At 68.8% G+C, this 20263-nt stretch carries 22 protein-coding genes and 1 riboswitch; of the genes, 15 read left to right on the forward strand and 7 right to left on the reverse strand.

Annotation, left to right across the window (positions count from 1 at the left end; genetic code table 11):
- Positions 1-4: 4 nt before the first annotated feature.
- The 8 genes from O5I81_RS04225 to O5I81_RS04260 all read left to right on the forward strand — a co-directional run bounded on the left by O5I81_RS04225 (position 5) and on the right by O5I81_RS04260 (position 4969).
- Positions 5-433, forward strand: a complete 429-nt coding sequence (locus O5I81_RS04225; RefSeq protein WP_271067698.1) for an NUDIX hydrolase — start codon at positions 5-7, stop codon at positions 431-433.
- Between the two features lie 68 nt (positions 434-501).
- Positions 502-1479, forward strand: coding sequence for a nitronate monooxygenase family protein (locus tag O5I81_RS04230; RefSeq protein WP_271067699.1), 978 nt, complete (start codon positions 502-504; stop codon positions 1477-1479).
- Positions 1480-1810: 331 nt separating this feature from the next.
- Positions 1811-2170, forward strand: coding sequence for an AtpZ/AtpI family protein (locus tag O5I81_RS04235; RefSeq protein WP_271067700.1), 360 nt, complete (start codon positions 1811-1813; stop codon positions 2168-2170).
- 14 nt (positions 2171-2184) lie between these two features.
- Positions 2185-2976 (forward strand): F0F1 ATP synthase subunit A, encoded by a 792-nt coding sequence (locus O5I81_RS04240; RefSeq protein ID WP_271067701.1) that lies wholly within the window; start codon positions 2185-2187, stop codon positions 2974-2976.
- Positions 2977-3032: 56 nt separating this feature from the next.
- A complete protein-coding gene (locus tag O5I81_RS04245) occupies positions 3033-3257 on the forward strand; it encodes a F0F1 ATP synthase subunit C (protein ID WP_271067702.1) in 225 nt (74 codons plus the stop codon).
- Positions 3258-3323: 66 nt separating this feature from the next.
- Complete coding sequence (locus O5I81_RS04250) at positions 3324-3893, forward strand: hypothetical protein (protein WP_271067703.1); 570 nt, start codon at positions 3324-3326, stop codon at positions 3891-3893.
- Complete coding sequence (locus O5I81_RS04255; protein ID WP_271067704.1) at positions 3893-4387, forward strand: ATP F0F1 synthase subunit B; 495 nt, start codon at positions 3893-3895, stop codon at positions 4385-4387. Before O5I81_RS04250 ends, O5I81_RS04255 begins: the two co-directional genes overlap by 1 nt.
- A gap of 75 nt (positions 4388-4462) precedes the next feature.
- Positions 4463-4969 (forward strand): hypothetical protein, encoded by a 507-nt coding sequence (locus O5I81_RS04260; protein ID WP_271067705.1) that lies wholly within the window; start codon positions 4463-4465, stop codon positions 4967-4969.
- Here O5I81_RS04260 and O5I81_RS04265 read toward each other — a convergent pair.
- From O5I81_RS04265 to gcvT, 6 genes are all read right to left on the reverse strand, one after another.
- Positions 4966-5361 (reverse strand): hypothetical protein, encoded by a 396-nt coding sequence (locus O5I81_RS04265; RefSeq protein ID WP_271067706.1) that lies wholly within the window; start codon positions 5359-5361, stop codon positions 4966-4968. The genes O5I81_RS04260 and O5I81_RS04265 overlap by 4 nt on opposite strands.
- Positions 5362-5781: 420 nt before the next feature.
- Complete coding sequence (gene gcvPB, locus O5I81_RS04270) at positions 5782-7353, reverse strand: aminomethyl-transferring glycine dehydrogenase subunit GcvPB (RefSeq protein ID WP_271067707.1); 1572 nt, start codon at positions 7351-7353, stop codon at positions 5782-5784.
- Complete coding sequence (gene gcvPA / locus O5I81_RS04275) at positions 7350-8693, reverse strand: aminomethyl-transferring glycine dehydrogenase subunit GcvPA (protein ID WP_271067708.1); 1344 nt, start codon at positions 8691-8693, stop codon at positions 7350-7352. The genes gcvPB and gcvPA overlap by 4 nt, the downstream gene beginning before the upstream one ends.
- 3 nt (positions 8694-8696) lie before the next feature.
- A complete protein-coding gene (locus O5I81_RS04280; protein ID WP_271067709.1) occupies positions 8697-9263 on the reverse strand; it encodes a hypothetical protein in 567 nt (188 codons plus the stop codon).
- A 3-nt stretch (positions 9264-9266) separates the two neighbouring features.
- Entirely contained in the window at positions 9267-9632 is a 366-nt protein-coding gene (gene gcvH, locus O5I81_RS04285; protein ID WP_271067710.1) for a glycine cleavage system protein GcvH, read from the reverse strand.
- Positions 9633-9647: 15 nt separating this feature from the next.
- Positions 9648-10763, reverse strand: a complete 1116-nt coding sequence (gcvT, locus tag O5I81_RS04290; RefSeq protein ID WP_271067711.1) for a glycine cleavage system aminomethyltransferase GcvT — start codon at positions 10761-10763, stop codon at positions 9648-9650.
- Between the two features lie 147 nt (positions 10764-10910).
- Positions 10911-11002, reverse strand: a riboswitch (glycine riboswitch).
- A 120-nt stretch (positions 11003-11122) separates the two neighbouring features.
- Here gcvT and O5I81_RS04295 point away from each other — a divergent pair.
- Entirely contained in the window at positions 11123-12595 is a 1473-nt protein-coding gene (locus O5I81_RS04295) for a M20 family peptidase (RefSeq protein ID WP_271067712.1), read from the forward strand.
- 258 nt (positions 12596-12853) lie between these two features.
- Here O5I81_RS04295 and O5I81_RS04300 read toward each other — a convergent pair whose 3' ends face one another.
- Positions 12854-13570: a Crp/Fnr family transcriptional regulator gene (locus O5I81_RS04300; protein ID WP_271067713.1), complete on the reverse strand. Its 717-nt coding sequence runs from the start codon at positions 13568-13570 to the stop codon at positions 12854-12856.
- Between the two features lie 134 nt (positions 13571-13704).
- Between O5I81_RS04300 and O5I81_RS04305 the strand changes: the two genes are divergently transcribed.
- The 6 genes from O5I81_RS04305 to O5I81_RS04330 all read left to right on the forward strand — a co-directional run bounded on the left by O5I81_RS04305 (position 13705) and on the right by O5I81_RS04330 (position 20263).
- Positions 13705-15909 carry a TonB-dependent receptor gene (locus O5I81_RS04305; RefSeq protein WP_271067714.1) on the forward strand — a complete coding sequence of 735 codons (2205 nt, stop codon included), beginning with the start codon at positions 13705-13707 and terminating at the stop codon, positions 15907-15909.
- A 168-nt stretch (positions 15910-16077) separates the two neighbouring features.
- Positions 16078-17463, forward strand: a complete 1386-nt coding sequence (locus O5I81_RS04310) for an acyclic terpene utilization AtuA family protein (protein ID WP_271067715.1) — start codon at positions 16078-16080, stop codon at positions 17461-17463.
- The gene (locus tag O5I81_RS04315; RefSeq protein WP_271067716.1) at positions 17450-17755 is read left to right on the forward strand and encodes a DUF4387 domain-containing protein; all 306 of its coding nucleotides are present in this window, start codon (positions 17450-17452) and stop codon (positions 17753-17755) included. The genes O5I81_RS04310 and O5I81_RS04315 overlap by 14 nt, the downstream gene beginning before the upstream one ends.
- Before the next feature lie 12 nt (positions 17756-17767).
- Complete coding sequence (locus O5I81_RS04320; protein ID WP_271067717.1) at positions 17768-19102, forward strand: citrate:proton symporter; 1335 nt, start codon at positions 17768-17770, stop codon at positions 19100-19102.
- A gap of 76 nt (positions 19103-19178) precedes the next feature.
- Positions 19179-19742, forward strand: coding sequence for an antitoxin Xre/MbcA/ParS toxin-binding domain-containing protein (locus tag O5I81_RS04325; RefSeq protein WP_271067718.1), 564 nt, complete (start codon positions 19179-19181; stop codon positions 19740-19742).
- Positions 19739-20263, forward strand: coding sequence for an RES domain-containing protein (locus O5I81_RS04330; RefSeq protein WP_271067719.1), 525 nt, complete (start codon positions 19739-19741; stop codon positions 20261-20263). The genes O5I81_RS04325 and O5I81_RS04330 overlap by 4 nt, the downstream gene beginning before the upstream one ends.

Here is a 20263-nt window from a genome sequence, read left to right on the forward strand (position 1 = left end):
AGTCATGAGCCAGCCGCCCCTCGAAGAAGTCGCCTCGCCGCGCCCTGTACCGACGGTCGGCGTCGTCTGCCTGCGCGGAGCCGAAGTGCTGCTGATCAAGCGCGGCAACCCGCCCCGCAAGGGTCAGTGGAGCTTGCCGGGCGGGCGGCTGGAGTGGGGCGAGACCCTCAAGGACGGCGCCCTGCGCGAACTGCGCGAGGAAACCAGCGTCGAGGCGGACATCCTCGGCCTGATCGATGTCGTCGACGGGGTGATGAGCACCCGACACTACATCATGATCGACTACGCCGCCCGCTGGACGGCCGGCGAGCCGGTGGCCGGCGACGATGCGGCCGACGCCCGGTTCTTCACCCTCGACGAGGCGCTGGCCGCCGTCGAGTGGGAGGAGACCCGGCGGGTGATCCGTGAGGCGGTCGAACGCTTCGGCGCTTGACGCCCGCCGCGTAACCCGTCGTCTCCTGCGCTGACGACGGACGACGAACGTCCGCGGGGAGACAGACCATGACCCTTCACACCCCCCTCTGCGACCTGCTGGGCGTCGAGCATCCGATCATGCTGGCCGGCATGGGCGGGGTTTCCTACGCCGAGGTGGTGGCCGCAGTGACCAACGCCGGCGGCTACGGGACGCTGGGCATGGCCGGGCGCGGGCCCGACTTCATCCGCGAGCAGATGCGCGCCGTGCGCAAGCTGACCGACGGTCCGTTCGGGGTCGACCTCTTGGCCGCCTCGCCCGAGAGCCTCACCGAAAGCGTCGATGTGATCATCGAGGAGGGCGCCTCCGCCTTCGTCGCCGGCCTGGGCGTGCCGATGCCGATCATGGAAAAGCTGAAGAAGGCCGGCCTGAAGGTCATGGTCGTCTGCGGGGCGGTGAAGCATGCGGTGAAGGCGGAACAGGCCGGCTGCGACGCGGTCATCTGCCAGGGCGGCGAGGGCGGCGGCCATACCGGTCTCGTCGGCACCCTGCCGCTGGTCGCCCAGGCGGTCGAGGCGGTGAAGGTTCCGGTGGTGGCGGCCGGCGGGCTGTACGACGGCCGCGGCCTCGCGGCGTCGCTGGCCCTGGGGGCCGTCGGCGTCTGGATGGGCACGCGGTTCATCGCTTCCACCGAAGCCCATGCGGGCGAGCTCTACCGCCGCACCATCGTCGAATCGGTCGATGAGGACACCGTCCGCACCCGCTGCTACAGCGGCAAGCCGATGCGGGTGCGCAAGAACCCCTATGTCGAGGACTGGGAATCGCGCCCGGGCGACATCCAGCCCTTCCCGGTCCAGGCCGGCATCTCGATCCAGAACAACGCCATGGGCGGCATCGGCGGCCAGACCGAGAACCTCGACCCCGACAAGAGCTGCTTCGCCATGGGCCAGAGCGCCGGCGGGGTGCATGACGTGCTGCCGGCCGGCGAGATCGTCCGTCGCATCATGGCCGAGGCGGAGGCCGCTATCGGCCGGGTGGCGGCTATTCGCGAGGCCGCAACGGCCTAGCGAATCCTTCTCCCGCTCGCCGGGAGAAGGTGGACCCCCGGACTTGATCCGGGGGGCCGGATGAGGGCAGCACCGGCTTCGGACGGCTGTGCTCGTTCTGGCGCGGTCAGCGCGGGAGCCAATCTTCACCCTCCGCGCCGCCCTCATCCGACCCCCTTCGGGGGCCACCTTCTCCCGGCAAGCGGGAGAAGGGAAAACCACGAGCGTTTTCAACGGTTTAAATATCGCCGAACCCGCCTTGACGCACTGCAGCGCGGTCTATAGGTTCCGCGCCGATCAAGCCGGGCCCGGAGGGTGTTCTTCCAGGCCGTTTGAAGAGCTGACCGCTCCCATGCCTAGGGCCGACGAAAACCGCGAAGAGGCGCTGAAACGTCTCGACGAACGGGCCGCCGCACTCCAGGCGCGCACCGCCAGGACCCCGACGCATGCGGCGGGCGAGGCGGCCGCGGGGCAGGCCTGGAGAATCATCGCCGAGCTGCTCGGCGGGGTGCTCATCGGTCTGGCGCTGGGTGCGATCGCGGACAGGTTTCTGCCGACCAGCCCTTGGGGAATGATCGGCGGGGTGCTGGGCGGGTTTGCGCTGTCGCTGTACATGGCGAAGCGCACGGCCGACCGGTTGATGGCGCAGGCGAAGGCGGAAAACTGGGAAAAGCTTCCAGTGGTCCCCGACGACGAAGACGATGAAGATTAAGGAGCGATAGGCCCGTGGCCGATCCGTTGCACCAGTTCAAGATCGAGAAGATCGTCGACCTTCCTGACGTCACGCTGCCGGGCATCGGCGCGGTCGATCTCGCCTTCACCAATTCGCATCTGGCGATGACGGTCGGCTTCCTGATCGTCGTCGGCTTCATGTCGCTGGTCACCGCCAACGCCAAGGTCGTTCCCGGCCGCCTTCAGGGCGTCGGCGAGCAGCTGTTCGGCCTCATCGACAACCTCACGTCATCGATCATCGGCCACGAAGGCCGCAAGTTCATGCCGTTCGTGTTCACGATCTTCACCTTCATCCTGGCGATGAACTTCCTGGGCCTGGTGAACATCCCCGGCGTCTTCCACATGTTCACCGCCACCTCGCAGATCGCGGTGACGGCGACCTTCGGCATCGTCACCATCCTGCTGGTGCTGATCGTCGGCTTCGCCAAGCATGGCCTGGGCTTCTTCAAGCTGTTCGTGCCGGGTGGCGTGCCGTGGCCGCTGCTGCCGGTCATCATCCCGATCGAGTTCGCCTCCTTCCTGCTGCGCCCCGTGACCCTCACCCTTCGTCTGTTCGGCAACATGATGGGCGGCCACGTCGCCCTGAAGGTGTTCGCCGGCTTCGTCGGCGCCGCCGCGATCGGTTCGATCGGCTGGCTGGGCGTCCTGGTGGGGCCGCTGTCCTTCGGGATGGTCACCGCCCTGACGGCCCTCGAGTTCCTCGTGGCCTTCCTGCAGGCTTTCGTCTTCGCCGTTCTGACCACCATCTATCTCAACGATGTGGTCAATCTCGGTCACGGGCACTAAAAGCAGCCCCAAACCGACCAACCCTGAACCTTCAAACCAACTAGGACTAGACTCTCATGGATCCTCAAGCCGCCAAGTTCATCGGCGCGGGCCTCGCGACCCTGGGCATGATCGGCGCCGGTATCGGCGTGGGCAACATCTTCGGCAACTTCCTGTCGGGCGCCCTGCGCAACCCGTCGGCCGCCGCCAGCCAGATCGGCAACCTGTTCGTCGGCGCCGCCCTGGCCGAAGCCCTGGGCATCCTGGCCTTCGTGCTCGGCATCCTGATCTTCTCCGCCTAAGCACATTTCTGATTAGGCCGGCGCGCTCGCCCGTTCAGCGGCGGCGCGCCGCACTGGGATATCGGTATGGCCACTCCTGATCCGCACGCCCCGACGGCGGGCGACACACACGCGACCACCGAGGCCGAACACGGCTCCGGCGGTCTGCCGCAGTTCGAGTTCCAGCACTGGGCGGGTCAGATCGCCTGGCTGCTGATCCTGTTCGCCATCCTCTATGTGCTGATGTCGCGCGTCTTCACGCCGCGTCTGCGCAGGGTGCTGGACGAGCGGGAAGGCACCATCGCCGGGGCGCTCGAACAGGCCCGCAAGGTGCAGGAAGAAGCCAACGCCCAGGCCGCACAGGCCAAGGCTGACCTGGCTGACGCCCGCGCCAGCGCCCAACGCATGGCCGCCGAAGCCCGCGCCAAGGCCTCGGCCCAGGCCCAGGCCCGTCAGGCCGCGGAAGACGCCAAGCTGGCCGAACGCATGGCCGAAGCCGAGACGCGCATCCGCGCCTCGCGTGACGCCGCCATGACTCACGTCTCCGAGATCGCCTCCGACACGGCCTCGGCCATTGTCGAGAAGCTGACCGGCGCCGCGCCCAAGGCCTCCGACCTCAACGCGGCGCTCGCCGCCGCCAAACAGGGGGCCCGTTGATGTCCGCATTCTTCGGTAGCGCCGAGAACTGGGTCGGCTTCGGCCTGATCGTCTTCCTCGGCATCGTCGTCTTTGTCGGGGCCTTCAAGAAGATCGGCGCCAGCCTGGACGAGAAGTCGGCCAAGATCCAGGGCGACCTGGACGAGGCCGCCCGCCTGCGGGCCGAGGCCGAGGCCTTGCTCGCTGAAATCCGCGGCCAGCGCGAAGACGCCGAAAAGCAGGCGGCCGGTATGCTGGCCGCCGCCGAAGCCGACGCCGCCCAGATGGCTGTCGACGCCCAGGCCAAGCTGGAAGAAACCATCGCCCGCCGCGCCGCCCTGGCCGAGAGGAAGATTGCTTCGGCCGAGGCTCAGGCCGCCGCCGACGTGAAGGCCGCCGCCGCCGATCTGGCCACCCAGACCGCCGAGCGCCTGCTGACCGCCCGCATCGCGTCCGCCAAGTCCGACCCCAGTGTCGACGCGGCGATCGCCCAGCTGGCCGGCCGCCTGCAGTAGACCCCTTTTCGTGGGTGGCCCACGCCGCCCTTGAAGACCAAGATGCCCCCCGGTCCATATCGGGGGGCATTTTTCATGGCGCTCGTCTCCGTCCTGATCGCGCTGGCGATCACCACCCCGGCCCTGCCGGCCCCCTCCGACTGCCTGTGGAACGCGGCCGGCGAGCGCCAGCGCCAGGCCTGGCTCAGCCAGTACAACACCGATCCGGCCGGCCTGCTGAAGACCACGCTGGCGGCCGACCTGACGGCCAGTCTCGCGGCGGCCTGCAAGGTTCCGGGCGACAAGGTGCGCAACCTGCTTGTCGCCCGGACCATGGAGAACGGGGCGGAGGCGTTCTGGGACCGCGACATGCAGAATTCGGGGGCCCTGGGCCGCAGCTGGGAAGGTCTGAGCGAGGCTCATCGGGTTCAGCTGCGCCGCTGGGCGGCGACGGCCATTGTCGACGGCAACGGCGAGGAAAGTGAGCTGGACGGCTTGCCGGCCTTCGCCAAGGGGGCCGGGCTGACCGACCCCAATGGGCCCGGCATGAGGCACCTGATGGGCTACATGCTCGGGCGGGGCTACCGCGAGCTGGCGAGTTAGGCCGTCCGGCGGCGCTTCAGCGACCGCCGCCAGCCGGCCATCAGGCCGTTCCCGCGGGTGACGAACTTCTCCATCCGCAGCATCATCTGCCAGACGATCGACACGAACGGCGAATTGCGGCGCAGCAGCCGGCGGATCGGCGACAGGGTGCGCGGCCAACGGTGACAGGCCCTGATGAACAGCCGCTTGGCGCCGGTGCTGGCGCGCAGCACCAGGATCAGGCCCAGGGTGATGATCGGTACGCCGCCGGGACCCGGCAGCGGCGCCACCAGAATGCCCAGCACGATGATCAGGAAGCCGAGCGCCATGCCGGCCGCCTTGTTGAGGCGGCGCGCGAACTCCGACGCGGGGCGTCGGCGGCGTTCTGGCGAGGCGAAGGTTACGGCGGTCATCGGAACGGTCTGTCAGGGGCCGTTCCGGACGATCCGGTTCTTCAGCCTTGTCCACGCCATATGGGGTCAGGCGGGGTCAAGGAAAGGTGCACGCGGGCGTTCTGACGAAGGTTTAATCTAAAGGGTTACTTTGATTTTCTGTGCACGGACCGTGCAGGCGCCGCCAAAAGCTATACAGGGCAAGGAATCCGCCGCCTGGCGGGTCGCGGGTATGGATAATGTGAATTCGAAGACAGAATTCGATGTTACCGATTGTTGCGCGGGATGTGACCGGCGTCCCCTCCCGCTGTCATCCTCCGGCCGCGCAGCGGACCGGGGGACCCAGGGTGGCTCTGGAAAAACGCCCGGCAGCCATCACGCGGAAAGTTGGGTCCCCCGGTCCGCCCTGCGGGCGGCCGGAGGATGACAGAACGGGGGAGGCTACTCCGCCGCCATCGACGCCGGCGCCTCCGGCTTCCACCGCAGTTTCGGCTTCCGCGCCGCCAGGGTTTCGTCCAGCCGGCGCAGCGGGGCCAGGTGCGGCGCGCCCTTGAAGCGGTCAGTGTCGCCGGCCTTCGCCGCCTGCGCCAACGCCCGCAGGGCCGTCACGAAGCGGTCCAGCTCCTGCTTCGATTCCGTCTCGGTCGGCTCGATCAGCATGGCCCCGTGGACGACCAGCGGGAAGTACATGGTCATCGGGTGGAAGCCCTCGTCGATCATCGCCTTGGCGAAGTCGAGGGTGGTCACCCCGGTCCCGTCCAGCCAGCTGTCGTCGAACAGCGCCTCGTGCATGCAGGGCCCGTCGGGGAAGGCCGGGCTCATCAAGTCGCTTAAGGTCGCCTTGATGTAGTTGGCGTTCAGCACCGCGTCCTCGGCCACCTGGCGCAGGCCGTCGGAGCCATGGCTGCGCATGTAGGCGTAGGCGCGGACGTACATGCCCATCTGGCCATGGAAGGCGCTCATCCGGCCAAAGGCGCCGGCCGCCTCGCCGATGGCTTCCTCCTGAAGGACAAGGCCGTCCGGACCATAGGTCAGCCAGGGCGTCGGGGCATAGGCCGCCAGGGCCTCGCTCAGCACCACGGGGCCCGCGCCCGGCCCGCCGCCGCCGTGCGGCGTCGAAAAGGTCTTGTGCAGGTTGATGTGCATGGCGTCGACGCCGAGATCGCCCGGGCGCACCCGGCCGACGATGGCGTTGAAGTTGGCCCCGTCGCAGTAGAAGTAGGCGCCCGCCGCATGGGTCAGCCGGGCGATCTCGACGATGTCGCGCTCGAACAGGCCGCAGGTGTTGGGGTTGGTGACCATGATGGCCGCCACGTCGGGGCCGAGCTTGGCCTCGAGGTCGGCCAGATCCACCCGGCCGTCATCGGTCTGGGCGATCTCGCGCACGGAATAGCCGACGAAGGCCGCCGTCGCCGGATTGGTGCCGTGGGCGCTGGTCGGGACCAGCACCACCTTGCGGGCGTCGTCGCCGCGCGCCTTGTGGGCCGCCTGGATGGCCAGGATGCCGCACAGCTCGCCGTTGGCGCCGGCCTTGGGGGTCAGGGCGACAGCGGGCATGCCCGTGAGCGTCTTCAGCCAGTGGGCCAGGCGGTCCATCAGCTCCAGGGCGCCGGGTACGGTGGATTGGGGTTGCAGTGGGTGGATATCGGCAAAGCCGGCCAGCCGCGCCATCTTCTCGTTGAGGCGCGGGTTGTGCTTCATCGTGCAGCTGCCCAGCGGATAGAGGGCCAGGTCGATGGCGTGGTTCTTCTGGCTGAGGCGCACGTAGTGGCGCATCGTTTCCGGCTCCGACAGCCCGGGCAGGCCGATCGGATCGGTGCGCACCAGATCGCCCAGCTCATCAGCGGAAATCGAGGCTTCCGGCAGATCCACGCCAGTCTTCGACCAGCCGCCCATCTCGAAGATCAGGACCTCGTCCTGCAGCAGGCCGCGCCCGCCGGTCAGGGATGCGAAGCCGCCGGCAGCCGTCTCGGCCTGCGGCGTGGTGGGGCGTCCAACGCTGTTCATGCTCATGCCAGCACCTCGGCCAGTTGCGTCTTGAAGGTTTCGATGTCGCCGTCGGTGACGGTTTCGGTCGCGCAGACCAGCAGCACGTCGTCCAGGCCCGCATGCGGGTCGAGACGGCTGTAGGGCACGCCGGCCAGCACGCCGCGCGCCGCCAGCGCCTCGACGACTTCGGCCGCCGGCTTGCTGAGCTTCACGGCGAACTCGTTGAAGAAGCGCGGGGTGAGCACCTCCACCCCCTTCACGCTGCCGAGCGCGATCTTCGTCTTCAACGCCTGCTGATGATTGAGCAGCGCCAGCTTGCGCAGGCCGACCTCGCCCAGCAGCGACATATGGATGGTGAAGGCCAGGGCGCAGAGGCCGCTGTTGGTGCAGATGTTGCTCGTCGCCTTGTCGCGGCGGATATGCTGCTCGCGGGTGGAGAGGGTCAGCACGAAGCCGCGCCGTCCGTCGGCGTCCACCGTCTCGCCGCAGAGCCGCCCCGGCGCCTGGCGCACCAGCTTTTCCTTGCAGGCGAACAGGCCGACGTAGGGCCCGCCGAAGTTCAGCGCATTGCCGATCGACTGGCCCTCGGCGACGGCGATGTCGGCCCCCATTTCGCCGGGCGACTTCAGCAGGCCGAACGACACCGCCTCGGTGGTGACCACGATCATCAGCGCTCCGGCCGCCTGGGCCGCCGCGGCGATCTTCGTCACATCGGTGGCCGTGCCGAAGACATTGGGCGTCTGCACGACCACGCAGGCGGTGTCGCCGTCGATGGCGGCGATGACCGCATCCTCGGCGTCGATCGCGGGCGCGAGGCGCTCAGTGGCGACGCCGGCCGCATGGGCCAGGGTCTCGACGGTCTGGACATAGTGGGGATGCAGGCCGCCCGACAGGATAGCCTTGCTGCGGCGGGTGACCCGGCTGGCCATCATCACCGCCTCGCCGGCCGCGGTGGAGCCGTCGTAGAGGCTGGCGTTGGCCACATCCATGCCGGTCAGGGCCGCCACCTGGGTCTGGAATTCGAACAGGACCTGAAGCGTGCCTTGGGCGATCTCCGGCTGGTAGGGCGTGTAGCTTGTCAGGAACTCCGACCGCTGGATGATGTGGTCCACGGAGGCCGGCACATGGTGCCGATAGGCCCCCGCGCCGCAGAAGAAGGGCACGGATCCGGCCGCCACATTTCTCGCCGCCAGCGCCCCGAGCTCGCGCTCGACCTCCAGCTCGCCGGCGAAGCCCGGCAGATCGACCGGCCCGTCCAGGACGGCGGACTTCGGCACATCGACGAACAGCGCATCGATGCTGCCGGCGCCGATGGCGCCCAGCATCTGACGCCGGTCGTCAGGGGTCAGGGGGAGATAACGCATGGATCAGAGAGCCTTGCCGAAGAGGGCGTCCGACAGACGCCGCAGAAAAGAGTGAGAGGGGGCGCTGACCAGGTCGGGCAGCGGTTTGCGGGCCTTGAGGGCGACGGAGCGCCGCTCGTTGACGCCACTGGCGACCGCCTCCTTGCGCAGCACTTCGGTCGCCTCAGCGGCCTGGAAGTCCTCGAAGACGCCATGCAGCAGGCCATCCAGGTCTTCTGGATGCGACACCCGCTGGGCGCCGGGAAACCCCATCGCCAAACCGGTGGGAACCTGGGCGGCGGCGGGAAGGGCGTAGAAGCGATCCCCGAAATTGACCATCGATGAGGTCTCTTCGGCGATCCGCCAGACGGCCGCCGCGACGGCGGGCGTCATCGTCTCGGTGGTCATGAGCGCGATGTCGTCGCCGTCGTCGAGGAACAGGTGCACCTGGGTGCGGTCGCTCAGCCGGATGGTCTCGGCCGCCGCCGAATGCTGCGCGCCGATGGCGGTCAGGGCGCGGGAGACGCCCGCGTTGAAAGCCTTCGGACCTCCCGTCGCCGTGGTCGGATGCAGGAAGATCTCGAAGGCCATGGCTTACAGCGTCCCCAGGTAGTCTTCGTAGGCGCCGCGATCCATCAGGGCGTCGACCTCGGCGGGGTTGCTCAGCTTGACCTTGGCGAACCAGCCGCCGTGTTCCGGCGCGGCGTTGACCGTCTCCGGCTCGTCGCCCAGGGCGGTATTGGCCTCGACCACCTCGCCCGACACCGGGGCGTAGACATCGCTGGCGGCCTTGACGCTCTCGACGACGGCGAAGCCCTCGCCCTGCTTGACGGTCTTGCCGACCTCCGGCGTCTCGACGAACACCACATCGCCCAGCTGTTCGGCGGCATAGGCGGTGATGCCGACGGTGGCGACGCCATCCTCGACGACGACCCACTCGTGGTCCTTGGTGAAGCGCATTTCGGTCTCTCCTCCCTAGAGTTTGCGGACGTAGCGTTTGGGCACGAACGGCATGGCCACGACCTCGGCCGCGCCGGCCCGTCCCCGGACGATGACATTGAGTTTGGTCCCGACGCTGGCATGAGCCGGCGGCACGAAGCCCATGGCGATGGGGTGGCCGAGGCTCGGCGCGAAGCCGCCGCTGGTCACCTTGCCGATGACCGCCCCGGTCCCGTCGGCGATCTCGGCGCCTTCGCGGGCGGGAGGGCCTTCGAGAATCTTCAGGCCGACGCGAACCCGGCTCGGCCCCTCGGCCAGTTCCTTCGCAATGCGCGAGGCCCCCGGGAAGTCCTGCGCGTCCCGGCGCTTCTTGCTGACCGCGAAGCTGAGGTCCGCCTCGATCGGGCTGGTGGTCTCGTCGATGTCGTGGCCGTAGAGCGGCAGCCCGGCTTCCAGGCGAAGGGAATCGCGGGCGCCCAGGCCGATGGGCTTGACCCGCGGGTCGGCCAGCAGCATGTCCCACACCGCCTGGGCGCTCTCGCCGGGGATGGAAATCTCGTAGCCGTCCTCGCCCGTGTAGCCCGAGCGGGAAACAAACGCCGGCAGGCCGAAGGCGGTCATCGCCCGCGCCTCGGAGAACACCAGGGTCAGGGAGTCCGGCGCATGTTTGGCCATCACCGCCGCCGCCTCCGGCCCCTGCAGGGCCAGCAACGCCCGGTCTTCCAGCCGCTCGATCTTCACCTGGGGGGCCAGTTCGTTGTCGATGAACTTGAAGTCGCCGTCCTTGCAGGCCCCGTTGACGATGACGAACAGTCCATCGTCGTCGGGGCGCGAGGCCATCAGGTCGTCGATGATCCCACCCTTCTTGTTGAGCAACAGGGAATAGCGTTGCTTGCCGGGCGCCAGGCCGATGAAGTCTGACGGCGTGATCTCCTCGAAGGCCGACAGCGGCGACACCCCGCGCAGCCGCGCCTGGCCCATGTGGCTGACGTCGAACAGCCCAGCATGTTCCCGCGTCCACAGGTGCTCCTTCAGCACGCCCTCGGCGTACTGCACCGGCATCAGGTAGCCCGCGAACGGAACCATCCGCGCGCCCGCCGCGACATGGGCGTCGTAGAGCGGGGTTTTCTTGAGGTCGGCGGTGTCGGTCATGCGGGCTCTCGGGGTCGATGCGTCCACGCCCGGCTCTCGCCGGTCGGATGGTCGCCCCCGCTGTCCCTTGCGCCTGAGAGATTTCAACAGACCGTGTCTGTCTTGCTCCTTCGGCGAACCGCTTGCGGCGGTTCTTTCCAGCGTTCCTTGTGTCGCGCGGTCCGTTTGCCTGAGCGTTTCCGGGGCGGTTGCGCCTTCGGCCTCGGAGAAGAATCCCCGATGTCTCCCGCGAGACAGGGACGTTCCTGATCGACAGGGCAGGGGGAGTCAAGGTGATGGCGATCACAAGCCGGGGGCCGGGGTGACTTGAGCCGTCCGGTTGCCTAGTCTGACGCCATCAATGCGTCGGGGAGGGCGTCATGAAGCTGTTTGGGAAGATCGCGCTGGGCGCGGTCGCTGTCGTCGTCGCGCTCGGGGCCGTCGTGGTCGTGCGCACCCTGACCTTCAAGCCGCCGGCCGCAGTCGATATCAGCGCCGTGACGCTCGCCGCCGCTCCGCCCATCGACCAGGCCTCCGCCGCCCAGCACCTGTCGCAGGCGGTGCGGATCCGCACCGTTTCCAACCAGAACAAGGCCGACAACCAGTGGGCCGAGTGGGACCGGCTGCACGCCTGGCTGGCCGCCACCTATCCCGCCGCCCACGCCGCCATGACCCGCGAGATCCTGCCCAACAAGGCCCTGGTCTACACTTGGCCGGGCAGCGACAAGGCCCTCAAGCCCATCGTCCTGATGGCCCACCAGGACGTGGTGCCGATCACCCCCGGCACCGAGAAGGACTGGAAGCACGATCCCTTCGGCGGCGAGATCGCCGAGGGCGCCGTCTGGGGCCGGGGCTCCATCGACGACAAGGGCAGCCTGGTCGCCATCTTCGAGGGCCTCGAGGCCCTGGCCAAATCCGGCTTCCAGCCCAAACGCACCGTCATCATCGTCAGCGGCCAGGACGAGGAGGCCGGCGGCGCCGGCGCCCGGGCCGCCGCCGCCCTGCTGAAATCGCGCGGCGTCCAGGCCGAGTGGGTGCTCGACGAGGGTTCGGCCGCCATCAACGACCACCCGATCACCGGCAAGCCGGCCGCCGTCATCGGCATCGCCGAAAAGGGCTACGCAACCCTGCGCGTCACCGCCCCGGCCAGCGGCGGCCACAGCTCCGCCCCGCCCAGGGAAACCGGCGTCGCCGTCCTGGCCAAGGCCATCACCGCCATCACCGACAATCAGTTCCCGCTGGAGCTGAAGGGGCCCGGAATGCAGATGGTGCAGACGCTCGGCGCCGACAGCAGCTTTGTCACCCGCATGGCCATCGCCAACCCCTGGCTGTTCGGCCCGATCCTGAAGAAGACCTTCGCCAAGACCGGCACGGGCGCCGCCCTGCTGCACACCACCATCGCCCCAACCATGCTCAAGGGCAGCCCCAAGGAAAACGTCCTGCCGCAGGACGCCACCGCCTGGATCAACTACCGCATCGCCCCCGGCCAGACGCCGGACGATGTCATGGCCCGGGCCCGCGAGGCGACGAAGGGACTGAAGGTCGAACTGGCCTGGGACCGCCCGCCGGAACTGCCCTCGCCGATCTCCTCGACGACGTCGGAGGGCTGGAAGCTGCTGTCGGCCCTGGCCTCGGACGGCGGCAAGCTGCCGGTCGCCCCGGGCCTGGTCACCGCCGGCACCGACAGCCGCTACATGAGCCCGCTCACCAGCGACATCTACCGCTACCAGGCCCTGCTCGGCTCGATGAACACCTTCGGCATGATCCACGGCACCAACGAACACATGACGGTCGAGAACCTGGCCCGGATGACGACCTTCTACGCCCGGCTGGTGGCCTCGGCCGCCGGCTAGGGGGCCGGGGACATGTACCCCGCATCCCCTCTGTCGCAGAAAGCCCGCCGACGCCGCCCGGGGTACGTGTCCCCTCTTCACGGCGGCAAGCGGGGACACGTACCCCGGGCGAGGCTGGTGAACCGCGGGCGACGGCGGCTCAGCGGGGTACATGTCCCCCACGGACCTCGGATGACGACCTTCTACGCGTGCCTGGTGGCCTTGGCGGCGGGGGGCGGCATAGCGCTGTTGGATTGTCCACTCGGCCCGGGCCGCTGCCTAGACGACGCGCGACAGCTTCCCCAGGTCGCGGATGATCCACCTGCCCATGTGCTTGTCGAGGATGCCGGCCGCCTTCAGGGCCGTGATCTCGCGCTGGACGCTCTGGCGGGTGACGTCGAAGTGGTCGCCGATGTCGCTCTGGGTGATCGGCACGCTGATCGTGCAGCTTGCGCCCACCCGGTCCTCGCCGCAGCGTTCCGCCAGGCTCTCGAACAGCAGGGCGATGCGCTTGCCGAGCCGATGGTTGGCCCGCATGTCGCGGCTGGCCATCTGCCGCGAGATCGAGCCGGCGAACTTGCGGCACAGGGTCTCCGGAATCTCCGGATGGGTCCGGTAGAGGTCCCAGAAATCCTCCGCCGCCAGCACCCGCACCCGGCAATCGGTCAGGGCCTGGGTGGTGTGGTGATAGGGCCGCCGGGCGATGACCGCCGTTTCGGAAAAGCAGTTGCCCGGCGAGTAGATGGTGATGATCTGCTGGCGCCCGTCCTCCAGATGCCCGATCAGCTTCACATAGCCGCTCTCCAGCTGGTGCATGCGGCTGGGCGCCTCGCCGGCCTCCTTGACCGGCTCGCCGGCGGCGTAGGCCTGGGTCGTCATCCGGGCGTGAATCGCCGCCGCCACGACGGGAGGCAGTTCGGCGATCCAGTTTTCCTTGCTGGTGATTCCGTGCATGCCGGCGTCCAGGCGCATCCCCTCAAGCTGGTGTTTGACCATACCCCGGGCCACGCCGGGCAAAAATTCCGCCGAATGTAAAAAACTTGTCACGGCTTCCGGCCCGCCCTCCGTCACACCTCCCGCCAACGAGACCAGACGGCGTCCAGCGCCGCGTCTTCGGGAGGAGGATAGACATGACCCAACGGACCACCCTGCGCGCGCTGCTCTGCGCCGCCACCGCCCTGACCGGCGCCGCCTTCGCGCTGCCCGTCTTCGCCCAGGACGCCGCCGCAGAGCCTGAAGCGAGCTCGGTCGAGGAGGTGATCATCACCGCCCGCAAGAAGGCCGAGTCGCTGCAGGACACCCCGGTCACCGTCACCGTCTTCTCCGGCGAGAAGCTGCAGGAAGAGGGTATCACCGACTTCCAGAAACTGGCCGACGCCACCCCCGGCGTGACCATCGACGCCTTCCCGCGCGCCGCCCCGCGGCCCTTCTTCCGGGGCATCGGCAGCTCTAACCAGAGCGCCGGCGGCGACCCCAGCTCGGTCGCCTTCCTGGATGGCGTCTACCTCGGCCGCGGCGCCATGCTGGCCGTCGACACCTTCGATCTGGAACGGGTCGAGGTGCTGAAAGGGCCGCAGGGCACCCTGTGGGGCAAGAACGTCGTCGGCGGGGCCGTCAACTTCGTCACCGCCCGGCCGAAACACGAATTCTTCGGCCGCGCCGCCGTCACCGTCGCGGAGTTCGACCAGCTCGACGCCAACCTGATGCTCAACGTCCCGCTGGCCGAGAGCGTCGCCTTCCGGGGCTCGATCGGCCGCCAGTACAACGAGGGCTTCCGCAAGAACAGCACCACCGGCGAGGGCCTCGACGACGACAACCGCTGGAGCGGCCGCGCCCACCTGCTGGTCGATCTGGGCGCCGAGTCCAGCCTGCTGTTCACCGGCGACTACGTCACCGACGACCTGGCCGGCGGGGCCCGCTTCAACCTGCGCCCCTTCGGCGACAAGGACATCGACAAGCCGCGCAACGCCAATCCCGATCGCCCCGGCTTCATCGAGCGCGACACCGGCGGCCTCAAGGTCGAGTACAACACCGACCTCCTCGGCTGGGCCAGCCTCACCGGCATCGCCAGCTGGCGCACCCTCACCTACGACAGCTCCGAGGACCTCGACGGAACGGACCCGGCCGGCAACGCCGCCGCCGGCCTGCCGGTCACCGGCCTGCAGGTGCTGGCCACGGAAGAGGCCGACAGCTACTCCACCGAATGGCGGCTGGCCTCCAGGGGCGACGGCCCGGTCAGCTGGACCGCCGGCCTCTTCTACCTGAAGGACGAGGTGCGCCGCGAACGCGAGACCGAGACGGCCGCCGTCGACCTCAGCGAAAACCGCTTCATCGGCGAGAACGTGACGAAGAGCTTCGCCGCCTTCGGCGAGCTGGAATACGGCTTCGACTTCGGCCTCAACCTGTTCGCCGGCCTGCGCTACACCGACGAGGAGAAGGAATACGAGGTCACCCGCCTGACCGGCGCCCCGTCGGCCCCGACGGTGAACTTCACCACCAGGGGCAACCCTGGCGTCTCCAGCGAACAGATCGTCACCTGGCGGGTCGGCGGCGACTGGCGCTTCAACGACAACGTCTTCGCCTTCGCCTCCGTCGCCACCGGCTTCAAGTCGGGCGCCTTCCAGGAACAGCCAAACGTCGCCACCGCCCGCATCCCCACCGATCCGGAAGAGGTGATCAACTACGAGGGCGGCCTGAAGACCGACTGGTGGAACCGCCGCGTCCGCGCCAACGCCTCGATCTTCTATGCCGAGTACACGAACCTGCAGACCATCCAGTCGGTGCCCGACGCCAGCGCCGGCCCGGGCGGCGCCTCTATCGTCGTCGACACCGGCGACGCCACCATCAAGGGCCTTGAGACAGAACTGCGTTTCGTTCCCGACGATCATTGGGAAGCGGGCTTCAGCTACACATACCTCGACGCCACCTTCGACCGCCTGGTGCAGACCTCCGCCATCCTCGCCGACGGCACGCCGGTTTTCGCCGACCTGAAGGGCAATCGTCTCAGCCGCACGCCGGAGCATGCCGTCAGCCTCGACGCCAGCTACACGACCAGCCGGTTCGCCTGGGGCTGGGTCAAGTTGGGCGTTTCGGCCAACTACGAGAGCGAGGTCTTCGACGACAACGCCAACGACCTCGTCGAATACCGCAAGGCCCGCACCCTCTGGGACGCCAGCGCCACCTGGCACTTCAACGACAAATACAGCCTACAGCTCTGGGGCCGGAACCTGGGCGACGTCGAATACCGCACCCACCAGGTCGAAACCGGCGGCGGCTTCTTCGTCCAGTACGGCCCGCCCCGGCAGGTGGGCCTGACCCTGACGGCGGAGTTCTAGAGCCGGCGGACCACGTCCCTCCCCGAATTGGGGAGGGCAGGCGAGGCGCAGCCTCGCCGGGTGGGGAAGTGCCAAGCACGGTTGCTTCAGTGCAGCCCACTTCCCCACCCGGCGCTTCGCGCCACCCTCCCCAAGTCGGGGAGGGATGTTCAATCCGGAGCCACCTTGATGCCCACCCCCGTCAAAGTCCTCGTCCCCACCGGCGCCCTCGGCGCCGGCTGTCCCGAGGACGCCTTCCAGCGCGGCGTCTCCCTCGGCCCCGACGTCCTGGCCGTCGATGCCGGCTCCACCGATTCCGGCCCCTACTACCTCGGCGCCGCCGTCTCCAAGATGACCGACGCCGCCACCAAGAACGACCTGCGCCAGCTGATGCTGGCCCGCGACAAGCTCGGCGTCCCGCTCATCGTCGGTTCCTGCGGCACCAGCGGCACGAACGCCGGCGTCGACTGGATGGCCCGCCTCTGTGAGGAGATCGCCGTCGAGGAAGGCCTCACCCCCACCGTCGCCCTGGTTTATTCCGAACTGACCGCCGCCGGCCTCGCCCCCTACCTCGCCAAGGGCGCCATCACCCCCCTGCCGCCGATGGGCGAGCTGACCCAGGCTCGTCTCGACGAATGCGACCACATCGTCGGCCTGCTCGGCTACGAGCCGCTGGCCGCCGCGATCGCCGCCGGGGCCGACATCGTCCTGGCTGGCCGCACCACCGACACCGCCGTCATCGCCGCGGTCCCCCTGATGCGCGGCCTGCCCGCCGGGGCCAGCTGGCACGCCGCCAAGACCAGCGAGTGCGGCGGCCTCTGCACGGTCCAGACCCGCCGGGGCGGCGTCTTCATGACCATCGACGAGACCGGCTTCGACATCGAACCCCTGGCCGCCGACAACCGCTGCACGCCCTTCACGGTCAGCAGCCACCTGCTCTACGAAAACGCCGACCCCTACCGCCTGACCGAGCCCGGCGTCGTGCTCGACGCCAAGGGCGCGTCCTACACCGCCCTCGACGACCGCGTCGTCCGCGTCACCGGCTCCAGGGCCGAGACCCGCCCCTACACCATGAAGCTGGAGGGCAGCGGCGCGGCCGGCTACCGCACCATGATCTTCACCGCCGTCTCCGACCCCAAGATCATGGATCGCATCGGCGACTGGCTGTCCCGCCTCGAGGCCTTCCTGCGCGAGGGCATCGGCAAGGTGCTGAAGATCGAGGCCGCCGACTACCAGCTCGACCTGCGCCCCTACGGCTGGAACGCCCTCGATCCCCGGCGCGCGCCGACCGACCGACCGCCGATCGAGGTCGGCCTCATGGTCCTGGCCACCGCCGCCACCCAGGCCCGCGCCACCGAGATCGCCAAGTTCTGCAACCCCTACCTGCTGCACTTCCCGCTCAATCCCGACGATCCGCTGCCCAGCTTCGCCTTCCCCTTCTCGCCGGCCGAGGTGGTCCTGGGGCCGCAGTACGAGTTCAAGCTCAACCACGTCGTCCATCTGGACGACCCCTGCGAACTCGCCGTCACCCGCACCTTCATCGCCGGCCGGGGAGAGTTCCATGCGGCAGCTTAAGGACGTCGCCCGTTACGTCCGCTCCAAGAACGCCGGCCCCTTCTGGGTCACCGTCGATGTCTTCTGCGACGACCAGGCCTCGTACGACACCCTTTGCGCCGCCCCGTCGCTCGGCGCCGTGGCCATCGCCGAGCTCTACGGCGTCGGCTCCAACCATGTGCGGATCTTCCACGACGACAATCTGAAGGTCATCAAGATCTCCTTCCCCCGCCCCATCGCCCAGGGCTCGACCCTCGATGTCGACTCCCACGCGGGCCAGCAGTTCGTGCCCCTGCTGTCGGTCGCGGTCTAGGATCAGCGGGCCATGACCCTCGCCCTCCTCGGCTTCGCGATGATCGCCGTCTTCATGACCCTGGTCATGACCCGGCGGATGACCGCCGTCGTCGCCCTGATCATCGTCCCCATCGTCTTCGCCCTGTTCGCCGGGGCCGGCCCGGGTGTCGGGGCGATGATGCTCAAGGGGCTGGCCCAGACCGCCCCGACGGCGATCATGCTGATGTTCGCCATCCTCTACTTCGGGGTGATGATCGACGCCGGCCTGTTCCAGCCCCTGGTCCGCCGCATCGTCGCCTGGGCCGGCGAGAACCCGGTCAAGCTGATGCTCGGCCACGTCGCCCTGGTGGCCATCGTCGGCCTCGACGGCGACGGTACGACCACCATCCTCGTCGCCGTATCGGCCCTGCTGCCGGTCTATCGAAAGCTCGGCATCGACATCCTGAAGTTCGCCGTCCTCGGCTCCCTGACCTTCATCCTGATGAACATGAGCCCCTGGGGCGGTCCCGCCGCCCGGGTCGCCGCCTCGCTGAAGATCGATCCGTCCGAGCTCTTCATCCCCATGCTGCCCGTGGTCGGCGCGGGCCTGGCCTCGGTCTTCGCCCTGGCCTGGTGGTTCGGCCGTCAGGAGCGTGCCCGCCTGGCAAAAGCCCCCGTCGCGGTCCCCGCCGACGACGCGCCCGACATTTCCGACAGCGCCCTGGCCGGCGCCTTCCGTAGCGACCCGGCCGCCCTGCGTCCCGGGCTGATCTGGCTCAACTTCAGTCTCACCGCCGTCCTCATGGTCGCCGTGGTCCTGCGCCTCGCCCCCCTGCCGGCCCTGTTCATGGCCGGCGCCGCCCTGGCCCTGGCCATCAACTACCCGCGCCTGGCCGACCAGCGCGACCGGCTGATCTCCCATGCCGGCAATGTGCTCAGCGTCGGGGTCATGGTCCTGGCCGCCGGCGCCTTCACCGGCGTCATGACCGAGACCGGCATGATCAAGGCCATGGCCGATTCCATCCTCACCGTCCTGCCGCCCGAGGTCGGGCCCTTCCTCGCGCCGATCACCGCCCTGATCAGCATCCCGGCCAACTTCCTGCTCTCGGCCGACGCCTGGTACTTCGGCGTCCTGCCGGTCATCGCCGAGACGGCCGCCCCCTACGGCGTCACACCCGAACAGATCGGCCGCGCCTCCCTGATGGGCGGCCCGGTGCATTCGCTCAGCCCCCTGGTCGCCGCCGTCTATCTCAAATGCGCCCTGCTCGACATCGAACTGGCCGACCTGCAGCGCTACGCCTGGAAGTACGCGCTCGGCCTTTGCGGCGTGCTGATCGCGGCGGCTCTGCTGTTCGGGGTCATTCCGCTGGTCGCCGCCTATCCTTGACGAGCGGCGTCATCTGTCATAATTATTACGACAGATGACGCACGGCCTTCCGCAAGGCCCATGCGGGGAGATGACAATGTCCGCCAAGGCCCGGGTCCGGAAGACTGCCGCCAAGGACATCCAGCACCCGGGATCGTTCGAAACGCGGTCTGCCCCCGCGCTATCCGCGGGCTTCGAGGAAGCGGCCGGCGCCGCCACCTACGCTGTCGGCCCCGCCGATCTGCTCGGCGGTCGCCGCTTCCTTGGCCGCGAGGTCGGCAACAACCTCGACGCCCATGACCTGATCGTCGAGGGCCTGCCCACCCGCGCCCTGGGCCACCTGATCGACGGCCTGTCGCAGCTGGGTCTCTCTGACTCCCTAGACAAGGCCGTCGGCATCAGCCTGCGCACCTGGCAGCGACGGCGCGAGGAACCGGCCCGGCTGCTCAGCCCCGAGCAAAGCGGCCGTACCTGGAAGTTCGCCGAAATCCTCGCTCACGCCACGGCGGTGTTCGGCTCTCAGGCTGAAGCCGAGGCCTGGCTGGAACGGCCGGCCATGGGGCTGAACCAGCGGCGGCCGATTGACCTGCTCGCCACCTCGGCCGGCGTCGAACTGGTCGAAACCCACCTCTACCGCATCGAGTACGGCGTCTACATGTGACGCCGCTGCCGACGGTTCTCGCCAGCCGCCTGGAGTCCGAGGACGCCCTCGTCGCCTGGCGCCTCGACCAGGCCCGCTTTGCGCGGACCTGGGACAGCGGCGAGGGGGCCTTTCAGGTCGGCGGCCGGTGGAACAGCGCTGGCGTCCAGGCGGTCTATGCCAGCCTCGACCCGGCGGTGGTCATTCTGGAGGTCGCCGCCCATGCGGGCTTCAGAACCCTCGACACCGTGCCCCATGTCCTCAGTTCGCTGACCATCGCCGACCCATCCCTGGTCCATGTCGTCAGGCCCGAAGACCTGCCCAACCAGGCCTGGATCAGGCCCGGTGTTCCCGGGGCTGGCCAGCAGGCGTTCGGCGACGCCCTGCTGGCGGCCAATCCCTTTGTCCTCTTTCCCAGCGTCACCTCCAGCCACAGCTGGAACCTGGTCTTCACCCCCGCCCGCGCCGCCGGTCTCTACGCCCTGCGCGGCCAGGAACCCTTCGCCCTCGACACCCGGCTGCATCCGCCGGTCAGGCCTTGA

Source organism: Caulobacter sp. NIBR1757 (assembly GCF_027912495.1).
Taxonomy (GTDB): domain Bacteria; phylum Pseudomonadota; class Alphaproteobacteria; order Caulobacterales; family Caulobacteraceae; genus Caulobacter.